A 15,208-nucleotide genomic window follows, 5' to 3' on the forward strand; every position below is an offset into this window, starting at 1 on the left:
CGGGAGAGGTTCTCCTCCCCCGGCCTTACTTCGCCAGTTCGGCTTCCAGTTCCGGCACCGCCTTGAACAGGTCCGCCACCAGGCCGTAGTCGGCGACCTGGAAGATCGGCGCCTCCTCGTCCTTGTTGATGGCGACGATGACCTTGCTGTCCTTCATGCCGGCCAGGTGCTGGATGGCGCCCGAGATGCCGACGGCGATGTACAACTCCGGGGCGACGATCTTGCCGGTCTGGCCGACCTGCATGTCGTTCGGCGCATAGCCCGCATCGACCGCGGCGCGCGACGCACCGACGGCCGCGCCCAGGATGTCCGCGACCTTCTCGATGATGGCGAAGTTCTCGGAGGACGCCATGGCCCGACCACCGGAGATGACGATCCGCGCGGCGGTCAGTTCCGGCCGTTCGGACTTCACGATCTCCGCGCCCAGGAAGGTGGACAGGCCGGGATCGGCGGCGGTCGGCGCGGCTTCCACCGAAGCGGAGCCACCTTCGGCCGGCGCCGGGTCGAAGGACGCGGCGCGCACCGTGATCACCTTCTTCGCATCCGACGACTTCACCGTCGCCATCGCATTGCCCGCATAGATCGGGCGGATGAAGGTATCGGCATCGACCACGCCGGAGATGTCCGACAGGATCTGCACGTCGAGCAGGGCGGCGACGCGCGGCATCACGTTCTTGCCCGAAGCCGAGGCCGGGGCCAGCAGGTGCGAATACCCCGGCGCCATAGACACCAGAAGCGCGGCCAGCGGTTCGGCCAGCACCGGCGCTTCCGCACCGGTCAGCACCTTCGCTACGCCAGCGATCCTCGCGGCGGCGGGCGCTGCCGCGGCGGCACCTTCGCCTACCAGCAGCACATGGACGTCCCCGAGCGCCGCGGCGGCCGCGACCGTGCTGCGCGTGGGCTGGGTGATGCCGCCATCCTTGTGGTCGGCGAGAACGAGCACGGCCATGGTCAGATCACCTTCGCTTCGTTGCGCAGCTTCTCGACGAGCTCCTGCACCGAGCCCACCTTCTTGCCGGCCTGGCGCTTCGCCGGCTCCTCGACCTTCAGCACGCTCAGCCGCGGCGTCGGGTCGACGCCGAGGTCGGCCGGCTTCAGCGTCTCGATCGGCTTCTTGCGCGCCTTCATGATGTTGGGCAGGGAGGCGTAGCGCGGCTCGTTCAGGCGCAAATCGGTGGTCACGATCGCGGGAAGCTTCAGCGACACCGTCTCGAGCCCGCCATCGACCTCGCGCGTGACGCGCAGGCTCTCGCCCTCCTTCTCGATCTTGGAGGCGAAGGTGCCCTGGCCCCAGCCCAGCAGCGCGGCCAGCATCTGCCCCGTGGCGCTCATGTCGTCGTCGATCGCCTGCTTGCCGAGGATGACCAGCGCCGGGCCTTCCTTGGCGACGATCGTCTTGAGCAGCTTGGCGACCGCGAGCGGTTCCAGCACGCCGTCATGCTCGACCAGGATGCCGCGGTCCGCCCCCATGGCGAGCGCGGTGCGGAGCTGTTCCTGCGCCGCGTTCGGGCCGCAGGAAACCGCGACGATCTCCCCCGCCACGCCCTTCTCCCTCAGGCGCACGGCTTCCTCGACCGCGATCTCGTCGAACGGGTTCATCGACATCTTGACGTTCGCCGTCTCGACGCCCGACCCGTCCGCCTTGACGCGGACCTTCACATTGTAGTCGACCACCCGCTTGACGGGGACGAGGACCTTCATCGGCATCTTCCTGGTTTGCTCAAGGGGCCGCCCTGCGGCGGCGCGTTCAGTAGGATTTCGGCAGCCCGAGCACGCGCTCGGCGACGAAGCTGAGGATGAGCTGCGGGCTCACCGGGGCGATGCGCGGGATCATGCTCTCGCGCAGGTAGCGCTCGACGTGATACTCCTTCGCGTAGCCGAAGCCGCCATGCGTCATCACCGCCTGCTGGCATGCCTTGAAGCCGGCCTCGGCGGCGAGGTATTTCGCCGCGTTCGCCTGCGCCCCGCATTCGAGCCCGCTATCGTAGCGCCAGGCGGCGTTCATCGTCATCAGCCGCGCCGCCTCGAGCTCCATCCAGCATTCGGCGAGCGGATGCTGGATCGCCTGATTCTGGCCGATCGGGCGCCCGAACACCACGCGCTCCTTGGCATAGGCGGCGGCGCGCGACACCGCGAGATGACCGAGGCCCGCCGCCTCTGCGGCGATCAGGATGCGCTCGGGGTTCATGCCGTGCAGGATGTAGCGGAAGCCCTGCCCTTCCTCGCCGATGCGGTCCTCGACCGGAATCTCGAGCCCGTCGATGAACACCTGGTTGGAATCGACCGCCTTGCGGCCCATCTTCTCGATCTCGCGCACCTCGATGCGGCTGCGGTCGAAGTCGGTGTAGAACAGCGACAGCCCCTCGGTGCGCTTGCGCGCCTGCTCAGCCGGGGTGGTGCGCGCCAGCAGCAGCATCTTCTCGGCGACCTGCGCCGTGCTGATCCATACCTTCTGGCCATGCACCACATAGCGGTCCCCGCGCCGCTCGGCGCGGGTCTTGAGCTGGGTGGTGTCGAGGCCGGTATTGGGCTCGGTCACGGCGAAGCAGGCCCGCTCGCGCCCCTCGATCAGCGGCGGCAGCATCCGCTGCTTCTGTTCCTCGGTGCCGAACACCACGACCGGCTGCAGCCCGAAGATGTTCATGTGGATGGCCGAGGCGCCGCTCATGCCCGCGCCGGATTGCGCGATGGTCTGCATCATCAGCGCCGCCTCGGTGATGCCGAGGCCGGCGCCGCCCACATCCTCGGGCATGCAGACGCCGAGCCAGCCGCCTTTCGCGAGCGCCTGGTGCAGCTCGGTCGGGAAGCCGCCCTGGCGGTCGCGCATCAGCCAGTAGTCGTCGCCGAGATCGGCGCAGATGCGCCCGATGGCGTCCTGCAGCGCCTCCTGCTGCGGTGTCAGAGCGAAATCCACGACGTCTCCCCCTTCATTCCTCGATGACCATCCGCGCCCTTCGGGCCGGTCTGCCATCCGTCCTGCCATCCGTCACGACTCGGTTCCAGGTTCGCACGGCCCGGCTGCCTGCGGAAGCGCCGGGGCCGACGATGGCGCCGCCGCTCAGCCCGCATGGCGGGAACGCAGGCGCATCAGCCAGGCCGGCGGGATGGCGACGACGAAGGCGATGGCGATCAGCAGGAAGCCGTCCCGGTAGCCCATCATCGCCGCCTGCGCCGCCAGCATCCTGCCGAGATAATCCAGCGCGTAGCCGAGCCGCTGCCCCTCGGCCAGGCCGATGCTCTCCGCCCCGAAGCCCGGGGCGACACCGCCTTCGGCAACGCCTCCCTCGGCCAGGAGGTAGGAGAGAAGCTGGCGCAGCAAATCCACCGTGGCGGGATTGGCGGTGTCCTGGGAGGCGGCGAAGGCATGGGCGTAGAGCTGGCCGCGCCGCTCGCTCATCACCGCGAGCAGGTTGGTCCCGATCGCCCCGCCAAGCTGGCGGACGAAGTTGAGCGCCCCCGAACCCTGGCCCAGCAGTTGCGGCGGAAGCGCACGCAGCGCCCCCGCGTTCAGGCTCGGCATGATGAGGGAAAGCCCGATGCGCCCCAGCGCGATCCACACCGCCAGCGACCAGAAGGGGGTGTTGGTGTCGAGCCCGGCCATGAGCAGCGAGGACCAGGCGAACAGCAGCAGCCCGGCGGTGATCATCACATCCGCCGGCAGCTTGTCTGTCAGCCGCCCGGCGATGGGGAAGGCGATCGTCAGGATGAGCCCGGCGGGCATCAGCACCAGCCCCGACCGGGTCGCGGTGTAGCCCTGGATGGTCTGCACGAAGATCGGCACCAGGTAGGTCGAGCCGAAGATGCCGGCGCCGAACACGATGGCGACGATGGAGGCGCCGGAGAAGCTCGGGAGGCGGAACAGCGCGAGGTTCAGCATCGGCGCGGCGGTCCAGGTCTCCCACGCCACGAAGGCGAGGCCCGAGACCGCGGCGAGGGTGAAGTCGAGCAGTACCATGTGCGACCGCCAGCCATGGCGCTGGCCGTTGGACAGCCCGTTGAGCAGCACGACGAGGAACACCGAGAGCAGGGCGAAGCCGATCCAGTCGAAGGGCTTGCGCGGGCCGCTGGTCGCGCGCCTGGGCATGAACAGCGCCGAGAGGAACAGCCCGGCGACGCAGGTCGGCAGCACCAGGAAGAACACGAAGCGCCAGTTGAAGTTGTCCACCATCAGCCCGCCGATGGTCGGCCCGAGCGCCGGCGCCAGCACCACGCCGATGCCGTAGATGCCCATGGCCGAGCCGCGCCGCTCGGGCGGGAAGACCTGGAAGATGGTCACCATCGCCAGCGGCTGCAGCACCCCCGCCGCGCCGCCCTGCAGCACGCGGGCAAGGATCAGGATCGGCTCGCTGGGCGCGAGGCCGCCCATCGCCGAGGCGACGATGAACACGGCGATGGTGCCGGAGAAGGTGGCGCGCTGGCCGAAACTGTCCACCAGCCAGGCATTGATCAGCATGGTGCCGGTCATCGCGGCGAGGAAGCCGGTGGAGATCAGCTGGGCCTTGTCCTGGCCCATGCCGAATGTCCCCATGATGTCCGGCAGGGCGACATTGACGATGGTCGAGCTGAGCACGGTGCTGATGGTGCCCATCATCGCCGTGATCGTGACATACCACCGGTAATTGGGCCCCCAGCGCTTCATGAGCGCGGGGAGCGAGCCGGGCGCCGGCGCCTGGTCAGTCACGGATGGATGCCTCGACCTCCACCATCATGCCCGGGCGCAGCCGCCCTTCCTGCTGCGGCACGCGGATCCGCACCGGCAGGCGCTGGGAGATCTTGGTGAAATTGCCGCTCGGGTTGGGGTTGGGCAGCAGCGCGAACTCGCTGGTCGCGGCCTGGCCGATGCGATCGACCGTGCCGTCGAGGACCAGGCCGGGATAGGCGTCCACCGTGACCCGCACCCGCCCGCCGGGGCGGAAATAGCGAATGTCGGTTTCCTTGACGTTGGCGTCCACGCGCACCGCGTCGGGATCATGCACCATCAGCAGGCGCTGGCCCGGCGTGACGTATTCGCCGGGATCGACGAAGACGCGGTCCACCCGGCCGTTGAACGGCATGACGATGCGCCGGTCGGCGAGGTCGAGCGCGGCGCGCTCGCGCTGCGCCGTCAGGCTCGCCTCCTCGGCCGCCAGTGTCTCGAGCTGCCGCCGCAGCACGTTGAGCTGCTCGCGCGCCGCGATGACCTCGGCGAGGGTGGCGCGCGCATTGGTCAGGTCGGCGCGCCGGGCGAGCACCGCCTGCCGGCCGGAATCGAGGGCGGCGCGGCTCTGGTCGAAGCGGGCCCTGGTGCCGGCGCCGGTGGTCACGAGTTCCTGCGCGCGCGCGAAATCCGCCTGGGCCAGCTCGAACTGCGCCTCAGCCCCGGCGAGCGCCGCCTCGGCCGCCTCGACCCGGGCGCGCTGGGCCTCCTCCTGGCTGGCGGTCTGGTGGTCGATCATCACGATGCGCGCCTCGGTCTCGGCGCGGCGGGCGGCCACGCCGGCGAGCTGCGCCTCGACATTGCGCAGGTCGAGCGCGGCGATGCGCTGATCGATGGTGAGGATCACCGTTCCCCGGGTGACGGAATCGCCTTCCGCGACGCTGACCTCCGTCACCCAGCCCGGCATGCGGCTGCTCAGCACGACCATGTCGGCGGCGATGCGCGCATCATCGACATGGATATGGGTGAACTGCTTCATCAGCCACGAACCGGCGGCGACCAGCATGGCCCCGCCGACCACCACCGCGGCCGCCCGCCCCACGATCCGCCGGATCACCCGCATCCGCGCAGGCTGGCCAGCCGTCTCCGCCGGGATGCCGCTAGGCTGCCCTATGTCCATTCTCGCAATCCGTCCTTGCAGGCGTGGCGGCGAGATTGGCCGCCACGCGATCGAACACCGCGAGGCAGAGATCGAGCTCCGCCGCGGAGATGCCGTCCAGCAGTTCCGACCGCACCGCAGCCGCGTTTTCCTCGATCAGCCGCAGCACCGGGATCGCCTTGGCCGTCAAGTGGACGGTCTTGGCGCGGCGGTCCTGCACGTCGCCCACCCGGACGACCATGCCTTCCCGCTCCAGGCGGTCGAGGGTGCGGACCAGCGTCGGCCCGCCGACACCGACGCGGGCAGCGAGATCCTTCTGGGTGAGGCCGTCGCCACTGCGCGCGAGATGCAGCAGGGTCACCCAGCGGGCATCCGTCAGCCCGAACTCGCTCAGCCGGCGGTCGAGGCGCGCGCGCCAATGGCGGGCGATCTGCCCGAGCAGCACGCCGAAGCGTTCCTGACCGCCGAGCAGGGTTGCATCCAATCTCATCGCAGGTAATTAATTAGCCAGACAATTAATCTGATGCAATCGAAAAAGCGGCGATGGCGATCCTCGCGGCGGTCTGCCGCCGGAGACGGCATCCGCGATGTGTCGCCCGATGGCCGCCTCGCGGGCCGCAGGAGAGGTGATTGACGATTGCCGCGCCGGCTGCGCAGACTGAACCCATGTTCAGCGGGCTGCTGCCCGCTGGAAAAGCAAACCGAAAAAGATTGAGTGAAGTGGGGGAAACCATGGAACGACCGAAGGCTGCGGCCTTGCCGCGCCGGCAGGCGCTGATCGGCGGCGCGGCGTTGCTGACGCCTGCATTGGCCACCCCGGCCAGGGCCCAGGAATGGCCGGCACGGCCGATCCGCTTCATCGTGCCCTTCCCTGCCGGCGGCTCGACCGACGTGCTCGGGCGCCTGCTCGCCGAAATGCTGCGCGATGGGCTCGGGCAGCCTGTGGTGGTCGAGAACCGCGCCGGGGCCGGCGGCAATATCGGCGTGGACGCCATCGCCAAGGCGGCGCCCGACGGCTACACGATGGGCGTCTCGGCGGGCGGGGCGCTGGCGATCAATGTCTCGCTGTTCCGTCGCCTGCCCTATGACCCGCGCCGCGACCATGAGCCGATCGCCCAGATCGCGCGCACGGCGAACATCCTGGTGGTGCGCTCGCAATCGCCGATCCGCTCGCTGCCGGAGCTGATCGCCGCGGCGCGGGCGCGCCCGGGGGAGCTGTCCTACGCCACCCCCGGGGTGGGCTCGTCGAGCCACCTGTCGGGCGAGTTGCTGCGCGTGCGCGCCGGGATCGACATCTTCCCCGTCCATTTCGGCGGCAATGCGCCCTCGGCCACGGCGATGATGCGCGGCGACGTTGCCTTCACCTTCGAGACCATGACCACCGGCCTCGCCGCGATCCGCGCCGGGCAGTTCCGCGCCCTCGCGGTGACCGGGGCGGCGCGGGCGCCGGCGCTGCCCGACGTGCCGACCATGGCCGAGGCCGGCGTGCCGGACTGCGTCACCGATGTGTTCTTCGCCGTCATCGGCCCCGCCGGGATGCCCCGCGCCGCGGTCGAGCGCACCTCGGCCGCACTGCAGCGGGGCCTTCGCGCGCCCGGCGTCGAGGAACGGTTCCGCGACACGCTCGGGCTCGAGATCGCCTTCTCCTCGCCCGAGGAGCTGCGCGGGATCATCGCTTCCGAGATCGACCGCTGGGGCGAGATCGTTCGCATTTCCGGCGCCCGCGCGGACTGACCGGCGCGCCGCCAATCCTGCAAGGACCGAACCCGATGACCACCATGACCGAGACGCGCGCCGCGCCCGCCGGCGCCCCTGGCACCACCTTCGACGCCATCGTGATCGGCGCCGGCATGTCGGGCCTCTACCAGCTGATCCGCCTGCGCGAGCTCGGCCTGCGCGCGCGCGTCTTCGAGGCCGGCACGGGCGTCGGCGGCACCTGGTACTGGAACCGCTACCCCGGCTGCCGCTTCGATTCCGAGAGCTATTCCTATGGCTATTCCTTCGACAAGGACCTGCTGCAGGAATGGAGCTGGAGCGAGCATTTCGCCCCGCAGCCGGAGACCGAGCGCTACCTCAACCGCGTCGCCGACAAATACGACCTGCGCCGCGACATCCAGTTCAACGCGCGGGTCAAGGCGGCCGAATGGGACGAGGCCAGCCGCAGCTGGACCGTCACGCTCGAGGATGGCAGCCGCCACCGCTCGCGCTTCCTGATCACCGCGATCGGCGCGCTGTCGGCGCCGACCATGCCGAACTTCCCCGGCATCAGCGACTTCCGCGGCCAGTCCTTCCACACCGGCCTGTGGCCCAAGGAGCCGGTGGATTTCGCCGGCAAGCGCGTCGCCGTCATCGGCACCGGCGCCTCGGGCGTGCAGACCATCCAGGAAGTCGCCAAGATGGCGCGGGAACTGGTGGTCTTCCAGCGCACGCCGAACTGGTGCGCCCCGCTCGGCAACGGCAGGATCGCGCCCGAGGAGATGGAGCAGATCCGCGCCCGCTACGACGAGATCTTCCGTCGCTGCGAGGAGACCTTCTCCTGCTTCCTGCACACGCCGATGGACAAGAACACCTTCGACGCGTCCGAGGAGGAGCGCAACGCGATCCTCGAGAAGCTCTACAACGAGCGCGGCTTCGGCATCTGGGTCGGCAACTTCAAGGACATGCTGACCAACCGCGAGGCCAACCGCGTCATCTCGGACTTCGTCGCCAACAAGATCCGCCAGCGGGTGAAGGATCAGAAGGTCGCCGAGAAGCTGATCCCGACCAACCACGGCTTCGGCACCCGCCGCGTGCCGCTCGAGACCAACTACTACGAGGTCTACAACCAGCCGAACGTGACGCTGGTGGACACCCGCGAGACGCCGATCGAGCGCATCACCGGGACCGGCATCCGCACCAGCGAACGGGACTACGAATTCGACATCATCGTCTATGCCACCGGCTTCGACGCCTTGCGCGGCGCCTTCGACCGCATCGACTTCCGCGGCAAGGACGGCGTGACGCTGAAGGAGATGTGGAAGGACGGCGCGACATCCCTGGTCGGCATGTTGCAGGACGGCTTCCCCAACATGTTCATGCTGCTCGGCCCGCACGCCGCGCTCGGCAACATCCCGCGCTCGATCGAGTTCAACGTGGACTGGGTGACCCGGCTGCTGCGCCACATGCAGGCCAATGGCCTGACGCGCGCGGAGGCGACGCCCGAGGCGATGGCGAAGTGGATGGACCATGTGATGGAGGTCGCCAAGGGGCTGCTCTCCATGGAGGTCGATTCCTGGATGACCGGCGTCAACGTCAATGTCGAGGGCCGGCAGGTGCGCCGCGTCGCGCGCTACACCGGCAGCGCGCCGGCCTACCGCGGTTGGGCCGACGACATCGCCGCGCGCGGGTATGCCGGCGTGGCGCTGAGCTGATTCCGGGGACCGCCATGCACCTCGAGGCTTTTCCGATGGTTTCTTCGCCTCCTCGCGGCGCCGCCCGCGGCGCGGAGCATGGCGGCTGATGCCGCGTCCGGCCATGCTGGCCGCGGCCCTTGCCCCGGCCCTCGACGCGCCCCGCGCGGAGCCGCGCCCGCAGGAATGGGAGCGGTTCACGCGGCGCGACTGGGCCGCGCTCGCCGCCGGCACGCCGCCCGCCCTGACGGAAGCCGAGTTCGCCGCGCTGTGCGGCGTGAGCGAGCCGGTCTCCTTCGCCGAGGTGACCGAGACGCTGACCCCGCTCGCCTGCCTCATCAACCTCGAGGTGGCGGCCGCGCGGCGGCTGGCGGCGGACAAGGCGGCCTTCCTCGACCGCGCGGCGGAACACCGGCCGTTCATCGTCGCCATCGCCGGCAGCGTCGCCGTGGGCAAGAGCACGCTCGCGCGCACGCTGCGGTTCCTGCTGGCGCGCTGGCCCGACCATCCGCGGGTGGATCTCGTGACCACCGACGGCTTCCTGCATCCGAACCGGGTGCTGGAACAGCGCGGTCTGATGCACCGCAAGGGCTTTCCCGAAAGCTACGACCTGCGCCGGATGATCCGCTTCCTCGCCGATGCGAAGTCGGGGCTCGAGGTGCAGGCGCCGGTCTATTCGCACCTCGCCTACGACATCGTGCCCGGCGAGCGACAGTCGGTGCGTCGGCCCGACATCCTGATCTTCGAGGGGCTGAACGTGCTGCAGACCACCGCCGCCTCGGTCGTGGCCTCGGATTTCTTCGACTTCTCGATCTACGTCGATGCCGAGACCGCCGACATCGAGGCCTGGTACCTGGAACGCTTCCTGCTGCTCCAGCGCACCGCCTTCCGCGACCCGGCCTCCTATTTCCACCGCTACCGCGACCTTCCGCGCGCGGAGGCGGAGGCGATGGCCCGCGACATCTGGCGGCGCATCAACCTCGTCAATCTCCGCCGCAATGTCGCGCCGACGCGCGAGCGCGCGCGCGTCCTGCTGTCCAAGCGCAGCGACCATGCCGTCGGGGAGGTGCTGCTGCGCCGCCACTGACCGCGCCCCCCGCGCCGCGATGGCGCCCCCCGCCGCCTGTGCAGCCGGCCCCTGCCTGCACGCCGCCCGAGGTTCCCCTGCCGATGTCCGCCAGCCCCGCTTCCCCGGTTACCGCCCGCTCCGCCGCCACCGTGCTGCTGTTGCGCGACCGTCCGCAGGGCATGGAGGTGTTCATGGTGGTCCGCCACCATGAGATCGACTTCGCCTCGGGCGCGCTGGTCTTTCCCGGCGGCCGCGTCGATCCGGACGATGCCGGCATCGCCGAGGGCCTCGGCGGCGATGAGAAAGCCTCGCCCATCCACGTCGCGGCGGTGCGCGAGACCTTCGAGGAATGCGGCGTGCTGCTGGCCCGGCGACGCGGAGAGCAGGCCCTGGTCGGCGCCGATGTGGTGCGGCGGCTGGAGGCGCCTCGCGCCGCGCTGTGCCGGCGCGAGGCCTCCTTCGCCGATATCCTCGCCGCCGAGGACCTGGTGCCGGCGACCGACCTGCTGGTGCATTTCGCGCACTGGATCACGCCGCGCACGCAGCCCAAGCGCTTCGACACGCATTTCTTCCTGGCCGTCGCGCCGGAGGACCATCTCGCCCTGCATGACGGCGGGGAGGCGGTCGATTCAGCCTGGATCCGGCCGGCCGACGCGCTGGACGATGCCGCCGGGGGGCGTCGCAAGATGATCTTCCCGACCCGCATGAACCTTATGAAGCTGGCGCGCGAGACCACCGCCGAGGCCTCGATCGGCGCGGCGCGCGGCGCGCCCATCGTCACCGTCGAGCCGGAATTCGTGCGGGCCGTCGAGGGCGGGCGCGAACTCCGCATCCCGCTCGCCGCCGGCTATGGCGGCGAGATCTTCCTCGCCCACGACATGCCGGCGTCGGGCGGGGCGCAGCCGCGTTAACCCGCCCCGGCAATGATTGGATCTTGCATCGACGCGCCTGCGCCCGCGCCGGCGCAGGCGGCTCAGCGGCGCGGTCGGGAGTGGAACGGCATGGCACGGTGGCGGACCATCGGCCCGCGCGGAGGCGGGCGGTGAGCGCGGGACGCAGCCCCCCCAGCGCGGCGCACGCCATCGGCGGCGACCAGCGTGCCGCCGCGGACAGGCTGACCGCCGAGCGGCGTTCCCAGATCACCGAGGCGGCGGGCGAATTGTTCGGGCGCCGCGGCTACCACGCGGCCACGATACGCGACATCGCCCTGCGCGTCGGGGTCAGCCCTGGGCTCATCTACAACTATGTCCAGGACAAGGAGGAACTCCTTCTCCTGGTCCTCGACAGCCTGCTCGATGCCTATGCCAGCAGGATCCCGGCGGCGCTCGCCGGGTTGCGCGACCCGATCGCGCGGTTCGCCGCCGCGTTGGACACCTATTGCCGGATCGTCGCCGAAAGGCCCGAGGCGACCCTGCTCGCCTATCAGGAATCGCGTTCGCTGCGCCGCCCGCTGCGCGAGCACATCAAGCGGCGGGAGATCGAGACCAACGCGCTGATCGCGGCGTGCATCCGCGACGGCATCGCGCAGGGCCTGTTCCGGCCTGTGGATGCCGAGCTGACCGCCTATCGGGTGGTGATGATGGCGCATGGCTGGGCGCTCAAGACCTGGCGGCTGGCGGGGCGCATGACGATCGACGACTACATCGCCGACAGCCTCGATATGCTGCTCGGCGCGCTGCTCACGCCGCTGGGGGCGCGGCGGCGGGCGGAGGCGCCGCCATGACCATCCAGATCCTCAACGGCCTCGTCTATGGCAGCCTGCTGCTGGTGCTGGCGGCGGGGCTGGCGCTCATCTACGGCCTGCGGCGCGTGGTCAATTTCGCGCATGGCGCCTTCTACATGCTCGGCGCCTATGCCGGCTACGCGGCGGCGCAGGCGGGCGGCTTCTGGGCCGGGCTGGCGGCGAGCGCGGTGGTGCTGGCCCTGTTCGGCGCGGTGCTCGACCGGCTGGTGTTCCGCGTGCTCCAGGACCGCGACCCGCTGGTGACGGTGATCGTCACCTTCGGCCTGCTGCTGGTGATCGAGGATGCGGTGCAGTGGATCTGGGGCACCGAGGGCCGCTCGATGGACGCGCCGGCGCCGCTCGCGGGCAGCGTCGCGCTCGGCGGCGACGCCTTCCCGGTCTATCGCCTGGCGGTGATCGCCATGGCGGCGGCGCTGACCGCCGCGCTGCTGGCCTGGCTGCACCGCTCCCGCGCCGGGCTGTTCGTCCGCGCGGCGAGCCTCGACCCGGCGATCACCGCCGTGCAGGGGGTGAACACCGACGCGGTGGCGATGCTGGTGACCGCGCTCGGCGCCGCGCTGGCCGGGATGTCGGGGGTGATCGCGGCGCCCTTCCTGTCGCTGTCGCCGGCGATGGGCGGGCAGATCCTGGTGGATTGCTTCGTGGTGGTGGTGGTGGGCGGGCTCGGCAGCCTGGGCGGCGCGGCGCTGGCGGCGCTGCTGCTCGGCCAGGTGCAGGTGCTGGGCGCGGTGCTGGTGCCCGACATCGCGGCGCTGATCCCGTTCCTGACCATGGCGGCGGTGCTGCTGTGGCGGCCGACCGGCCTGGCGGGGAAGCGGCTGTGAGCGGGGCGGGGCGGATCGGCGCGGGGGCGCTGGCGGCCGCGGCGGCGGGGCCGGCGATCGCGGCGCTGGTGCCGCCGGGCGTGCTGCTCTCGCTGCTGGTCCAGGCCTGCATCTATGCCATCCTCGCGCTCTCCGTCGGCGTGCTGGCGCGGCAGAACGGCATGGTCAGCTTCGGCCATGCGGCGATGTTCGGCGCCGGCGCCTACCTCGCCGGCATCGGCCTCGGCGCGCCCGGGCAGCTGCCGGCGGAAGTGGCGCTGCTGCTGGCCGTGCTGGCGGTGACGGCGGTCTGCTTCGGGCTCGGGCTGATCGTCGTGCGGGTGCACGGCATCGCCTTCGCCATGCTGACGCTCGCCCTCGGCCAGGCCTGCTTCGAGGCGGCGAACAAGGCGCGCGGCGTGACCGGCGGCGCCGACGGGCTGACCGTGGCCCTGCCGCGCGAGATCTTCGGCCTGCCCGCCGCCACCTTCCAGCGGGCCGAGGGGATGTTCCTCATCGCCTGGCTGGCCATGGTGGCGCTGGCCGCGCTCGCCGCTCTGCTCGCGCGCAGCCGCTTCGGCCTGCTGACCGAGGCGATCCGCGAGAACGAGGAACGCGCCCGCTTCCTCGGCTACGGCACGGTGCTGCCGCGCGCGGCGGTGTTCGCGCTGTCGGGCGGCATCGCCGCGGCGGGCGGCGTGCTCTATGTGCTCTACAACGGCTTCGTCTCTCCCGAGACGGTGCATTGGAGCGTCTCCGGCTCGGCGCTGATCATGGCGCTGCTCGGCGGCACGCGCACGGCGTGGGGGCCGCTCGCGGGCGCCGCCGTCTATTTCCTGCTGCGCGAGCAGCTGGTCGAGGTGACCGAGCGCTGGCTCGGCCTGCTCGGCATCCTGCTGGTGCTGGTCATGGTCTTCCTGCCGGACGGGCTGTCGGGCCTGCCGCGGCGGCTGCGCCGGCCGCGCGGGGCCGAGGCATGAGCGCGCCGGCGCTCTCGGCGCGGGGCCTCGCGCGCCATTACGGCGGCGTCGCGGCGCTGCGCGGCGTCGATCTCGACCTCGCCCCGGGCGAGATCCGCGGCCTGATCGGCCCCAACGGGGCGGGCAAGTCCACGCTGGTGGACGTGCTGTCGGGCCGCGCGCCGGGCAGCGCCGGCAGCGTGCGGCTGTTCGGCCAGGACATCACCGGCCTGGGGCCGGCGGCGCGGCGCCATGCCGGGCTGGCGCGGTCCTTCCAGCGCACCAGCATCTTCCCCGCCCTGCCGGTGGGCGCGCAACTCGAACTCGCGGCGCGGCGCGTCGGCGCGACCGACGCGCCGCGCCTGCTCGAGGAACTGGACCTCGCGCGGCTCGCCGCGGTGCCGGCGCAGGAGACCGCCTATGGCGACCAGCGGCGACTCGATCTCGCCCTCGCGCTGGTCGGCCCGCCGCGCGTGCTGCTGCTCGATGAACCGGCGGCGGGGCTGACGGCCGAGGAATCCCTCGCGCTCGCGGACCGGCTGCGCGAGCTCGCCCGCGCGCGGGGCGTGACGGTGCTGCTGGTCGAGCACGACATGGAGGTGGTGTTCCGCATCTGCGAGCGCATCACCGTGCTCGAACTCGGCGCCATCCTCGCCGAGGGCACGCCGCAGGAGATCCGCCGCCACCCCGAGGTGGTGCGCGCCTATCTCGGGAGCGCGGCGGCATGATCCTCGAACTCGACGGCGTGCATGCCTTCTACGGCGAGGCGCATATCCTGCACGGCGTCAGCCTGGCGGTGGGCGAGGGGGAGCGCGTGGCCCTGGTCGGGCGCAACGGCGTGGGCAAGACCACCACGGTCAATGCCGTGCTCGGGCTGGCGCGGGTGCGGGCAGGCGCGGTGCGCTTCCACGGGGCGGCGCAGCCGCTGCCGCTGCGGCCCTACCGGGCGGCGCGGGCGGGCATCGCGGTGGTGGTGCAGGGCCGGCGCATCCTGCCCAACCTGACGGTGCGCGAGAACCTCCTGCTCGGCGCCGCGGTGCAGCGGCCGGGGCCATGGACGCTCGCCGCGGTGTGCGAGATGTTCCCCATCCTCGCCGAGCGCGCCGCCACGCCGGGCACCGCGCTGTCGGGCGGGCAGCAGCAGATGCTCGCCATCGGGCGCGCGCTGATGGCCAATCCGGACCTGCTCATCCTCGATGAGCCGAGCGAGGGGCTGGCGCCGGTGGTGGTGGACGAGCTCGGCGAGGCGCTCGACCGCCTGGCGACGCGCGAAGGCACGGCGCTGCTGCTGATCGAGCAGCATCTGGGGCTGATCCGCCGCGCCGCGCGGCAGTTTCATGCGATGGCGAAGGGCAGGATCGTCGCCTCGGGGCCGGTCGCCGGCCTCGACGAGGCGGTGCTGCACGAGCATCTGGGCGTCTAGCGTCAACCAAGGGAACAGGAGGAACG

General features: G+C 71.1%; 15 protein-coding genes. 9 read left to right on the forward strand and 6 right to left on the reverse strand.

Going from position 1 to position 15,208, the window contains the following annotated elements; translation table 11 throughout:
• Positions 1 to 25: 25 nt before the first annotated feature.
• The 6 genes from GXW74_RS16495 to GXW74_RS16520 all read right to left on the reverse strand — a co-directional run bounded on the left by GXW74_RS16495 (position 26) and on the right by GXW74_RS16520 (position 6,285).
• Positions 26 to 949, reverse strand: a complete 924-nt coding sequence (locus GXW74_RS16495) for an electron transfer flavoprotein subunit alpha/FixB family protein (protein WP_211847627.1) — start codon at positions 947 to 949, stop codon at positions 26 to 28.
• Positions 950 to 951: 2 nt separating this feature from the next.
• Complete coding sequence (locus GXW74_RS16500; protein ID WP_211847628.1) at positions 952 to 1,701, reverse strand: electron transfer flavoprotein subunit beta/FixA family protein; 750 nt, start codon at positions 1,699 to 1,701, stop codon at positions 952 to 954.
• 46 nt (positions 1,702 to 1,747) lie between these two features.
• Entirely contained in the window at positions 1,748 to 2,914 is a 1,167-nt protein-coding gene (locus GXW74_RS16505) for an acyl-CoA dehydrogenase family protein (RefSeq protein WP_211847629.1), read from the reverse strand.
• 144 nt (positions 2,915 to 3,058) lie between these two features.
• A complete protein-coding gene (locus GXW74_RS16510; RefSeq protein WP_338148254.1) occupies positions 3,059 to 4,681 on the reverse strand; it encodes a DHA2 family efflux MFS transporter permease subunit in 1,623 nt (540 codons plus the stop codon).
• Complete coding sequence (locus tag GXW74_RS16515; protein WP_211847630.1) at positions 4,674 to 5,816, reverse strand: HlyD family secretion protein; 1,143 nt, start codon at positions 5,814 to 5,816, stop codon at positions 4,674 to 4,676. Before GXW74_RS16515 ends, GXW74_RS16510 begins: the two co-directional genes overlap by 8 nt.
• Positions 5,797 to 6,285 (reverse strand): MarR family transcriptional regulator, encoded by a 489-nt coding sequence (locus GXW74_RS16520; protein ID WP_211847631.1) that lies wholly within the window; start codon positions 6,283 to 6,285, stop codon positions 5,797 to 5,799. The genes GXW74_RS16515 and GXW74_RS16520 overlap by 20 nt, the downstream gene beginning before the upstream one ends.
• A gap of 242 nt (positions 6,286 to 6,527) precedes the next feature.
• On the opposite strand from GXW74_RS16520, the gene GXW74_RS16525 reads away from it, so the two are divergent.
• The 9 genes from GXW74_RS16525 (at position 6,528) to GXW74_RS16565 (ending at position 15,182) form a co-directional block, all read left to right on the forward strand.
• On the forward strand, positions 6,528 to 7,529 hold the full coding sequence (locus GXW74_RS16525; RefSeq protein ID WP_211847632.1) for a Bug family tripartite tricarboxylate transporter substrate binding protein: 1,002 nt from the start codon (positions 6,528 to 6,530) through the stop codon (positions 7,527 to 7,529).
• Between the two features lie 35 nt (positions 7,530 to 7,564).
• Positions 7,565 to 9,205 (forward strand): flavin-containing monooxygenase, encoded by a 1,641-nt coding sequence (locus tag GXW74_RS16530; protein WP_211847633.1) that lies wholly within the window; start codon positions 7,565 to 7,567, stop codon positions 9,203 to 9,205.
• A gap of 88 nt (positions 9,206 to 9,293) precedes the next feature.
• Positions 9,294 to 10,271, forward strand: coding sequence for a type I pantothenate kinase (gene coaA, locus GXW74_RS16535; protein WP_246523501.1), 978 nt, complete (start codon positions 9,294 to 9,296; stop codon positions 10,269 to 10,271).
• 83 nt (positions 10,272 to 10,354) lie between these two features.
• The gene (locus GXW74_RS16540) at positions 10,355 to 11,164 is read left to right on the forward strand and encodes an NUDIX hydrolase (protein ID WP_211847634.1); all 810 of its coding nucleotides are present in this window, start codon (positions 10,355 to 10,357) and stop codon (positions 11,162 to 11,164) included.
• A gap of 131 nt (positions 11,165 to 11,295) precedes the next feature.
• Positions 11,296 to 11,976, forward strand: a complete 681-nt coding sequence (locus tag GXW74_RS16545) for a TetR/AcrR family transcriptional regulator (protein WP_338148256.1) — start codon at positions 11,296 to 11,298, stop codon at positions 11,974 to 11,976.
• Positions 11,973 to 12,821 carry a branched-chain amino acid ABC transporter permease gene (locus GXW74_RS16550; protein ID WP_211847635.1) on the forward strand — a complete coding sequence of 283 codons (849 nt, stop codon included), beginning with the start codon at positions 11,973 to 11,975 and terminating at the stop codon, positions 12,819 to 12,821. Before GXW74_RS16545 ends, GXW74_RS16550 begins: the two co-directional genes overlap by 4 nt.
• Positions 12,818 to 13,780 (forward strand): branched-chain amino acid ABC transporter permease, encoded by a 963-nt coding sequence (locus GXW74_RS16555; RefSeq protein WP_211847636.1) that lies wholly within the window; start codon positions 12,818 to 12,820, stop codon positions 13,778 to 13,780. Before GXW74_RS16550 ends, GXW74_RS16555 begins: the two co-directional genes overlap by 4 nt.
• Complete coding sequence (locus GXW74_RS16560; protein ID WP_211847637.1) at positions 13,777 to 14,487, forward strand: ABC transporter ATP-binding protein; 711 nt, start codon at positions 13,777 to 13,779, stop codon at positions 14,485 to 14,487. Before GXW74_RS16555 ends, GXW74_RS16560 begins: the two co-directional genes overlap by 4 nt.
• A complete protein-coding gene (locus tag GXW74_RS16565; RefSeq protein ID WP_246523503.1) occupies positions 14,484 to 15,182 on the forward strand; it encodes an ABC transporter ATP-binding protein in 699 nt (232 codons plus the stop codon). Before GXW74_RS16560 ends, GXW74_RS16565 begins: the two co-directional genes overlap by 4 nt.
• The last annotated feature ends 26 nt before the right edge of the window (positions 15,183 to 15,208 follow it).

The sequence above is a fragment of the Neoroseomonas eburnea genome (genome assembly GCF_018129005.1).
GTDB lineage: Bacteria > Pseudomonadota > Alphaproteobacteria > Acetobacterales > Acetobacteraceae > Neoroseomonas > Neoroseomonas eburnea.

Excerpts from the sequence above, each read along its gene's own strand:
- GXW74_RS16495 (WP_211847627.1), bottom strand. The coding sequence starts at position 949 with ATGGCCGTGCTCGTTCTCGCCGACCACAAGGATGGCGGCATCACCCAG.
- GXW74_RS16500 (WP_211847628.1), bottom strand. The coding sequence starts at position 1,701 with ATGAAGGTCCTCGTCCCCGTCAAGCGGGTGGTCGACTACAATGTGAAG.
- GXW74_RS16515 (WP_211847630.1), bottom strand. The coding sequence starts at position 5,816 with ATGGACATAGGGCAGCCTAGCGGCATCCCGGCGGAGACGGCTGGCCAG.
- GXW74_RS16520 (WP_211847631.1), bottom strand. The coding sequence starts at position 6,285 with ATGAGATTGGATGCAACCCTGCTCGGCGGTCAGGAACGCTTCGGCGTG.
- GXW74_RS16525 (WP_211847632.1), top strand. The coding sequence starts at position 6,528 with ATGGAACGACCGAAGGCTGCGGCCTTGCCGCGCCGGCAGGCGCTGATC.
- GXW74_RS16530 (WP_211847633.1), top strand. The coding sequence starts at position 7,565 with ATGACCACCATGACCGAGACGCGCGCCGCGCCCGCCGGCGCCCCTGGC.
- coaA (WP_246523501.1), top strand. The coding sequence starts at position 9,294 with ATGCCGCGTCCGGCCATGCTGGCCGCGGCCCTTGCCCCGGCCCTCGAC.
- GXW74_RS16540 (WP_211847634.1), top strand. The coding sequence starts at position 10,355 with ATGTCCGCCAGCCCCGCTTCCCCGGTTACCGCCCGCTCCGCCGCCACC.
- GXW74_RS16550 (WP_211847635.1), top strand. The coding sequence starts at position 11,973 with ATGACCATCCAGATCCTCAACGGCCTCGTCTATGGCAGCCTGCTGCTG.
- GXW74_RS16560 (WP_211847637.1), top strand. The coding sequence starts at position 13,777 with ATGAGCGCGCCGGCGCTCTCGGCGCGGGGCCTCGCGCGCCATTACGGC.
- GXW74_RS16565 (WP_246523503.1), top strand. The coding sequence starts at position 14,484 with ATGATCCTCGAACTCGACGGCGTGCATGCCTTCTACGGCGAGGCGCAT.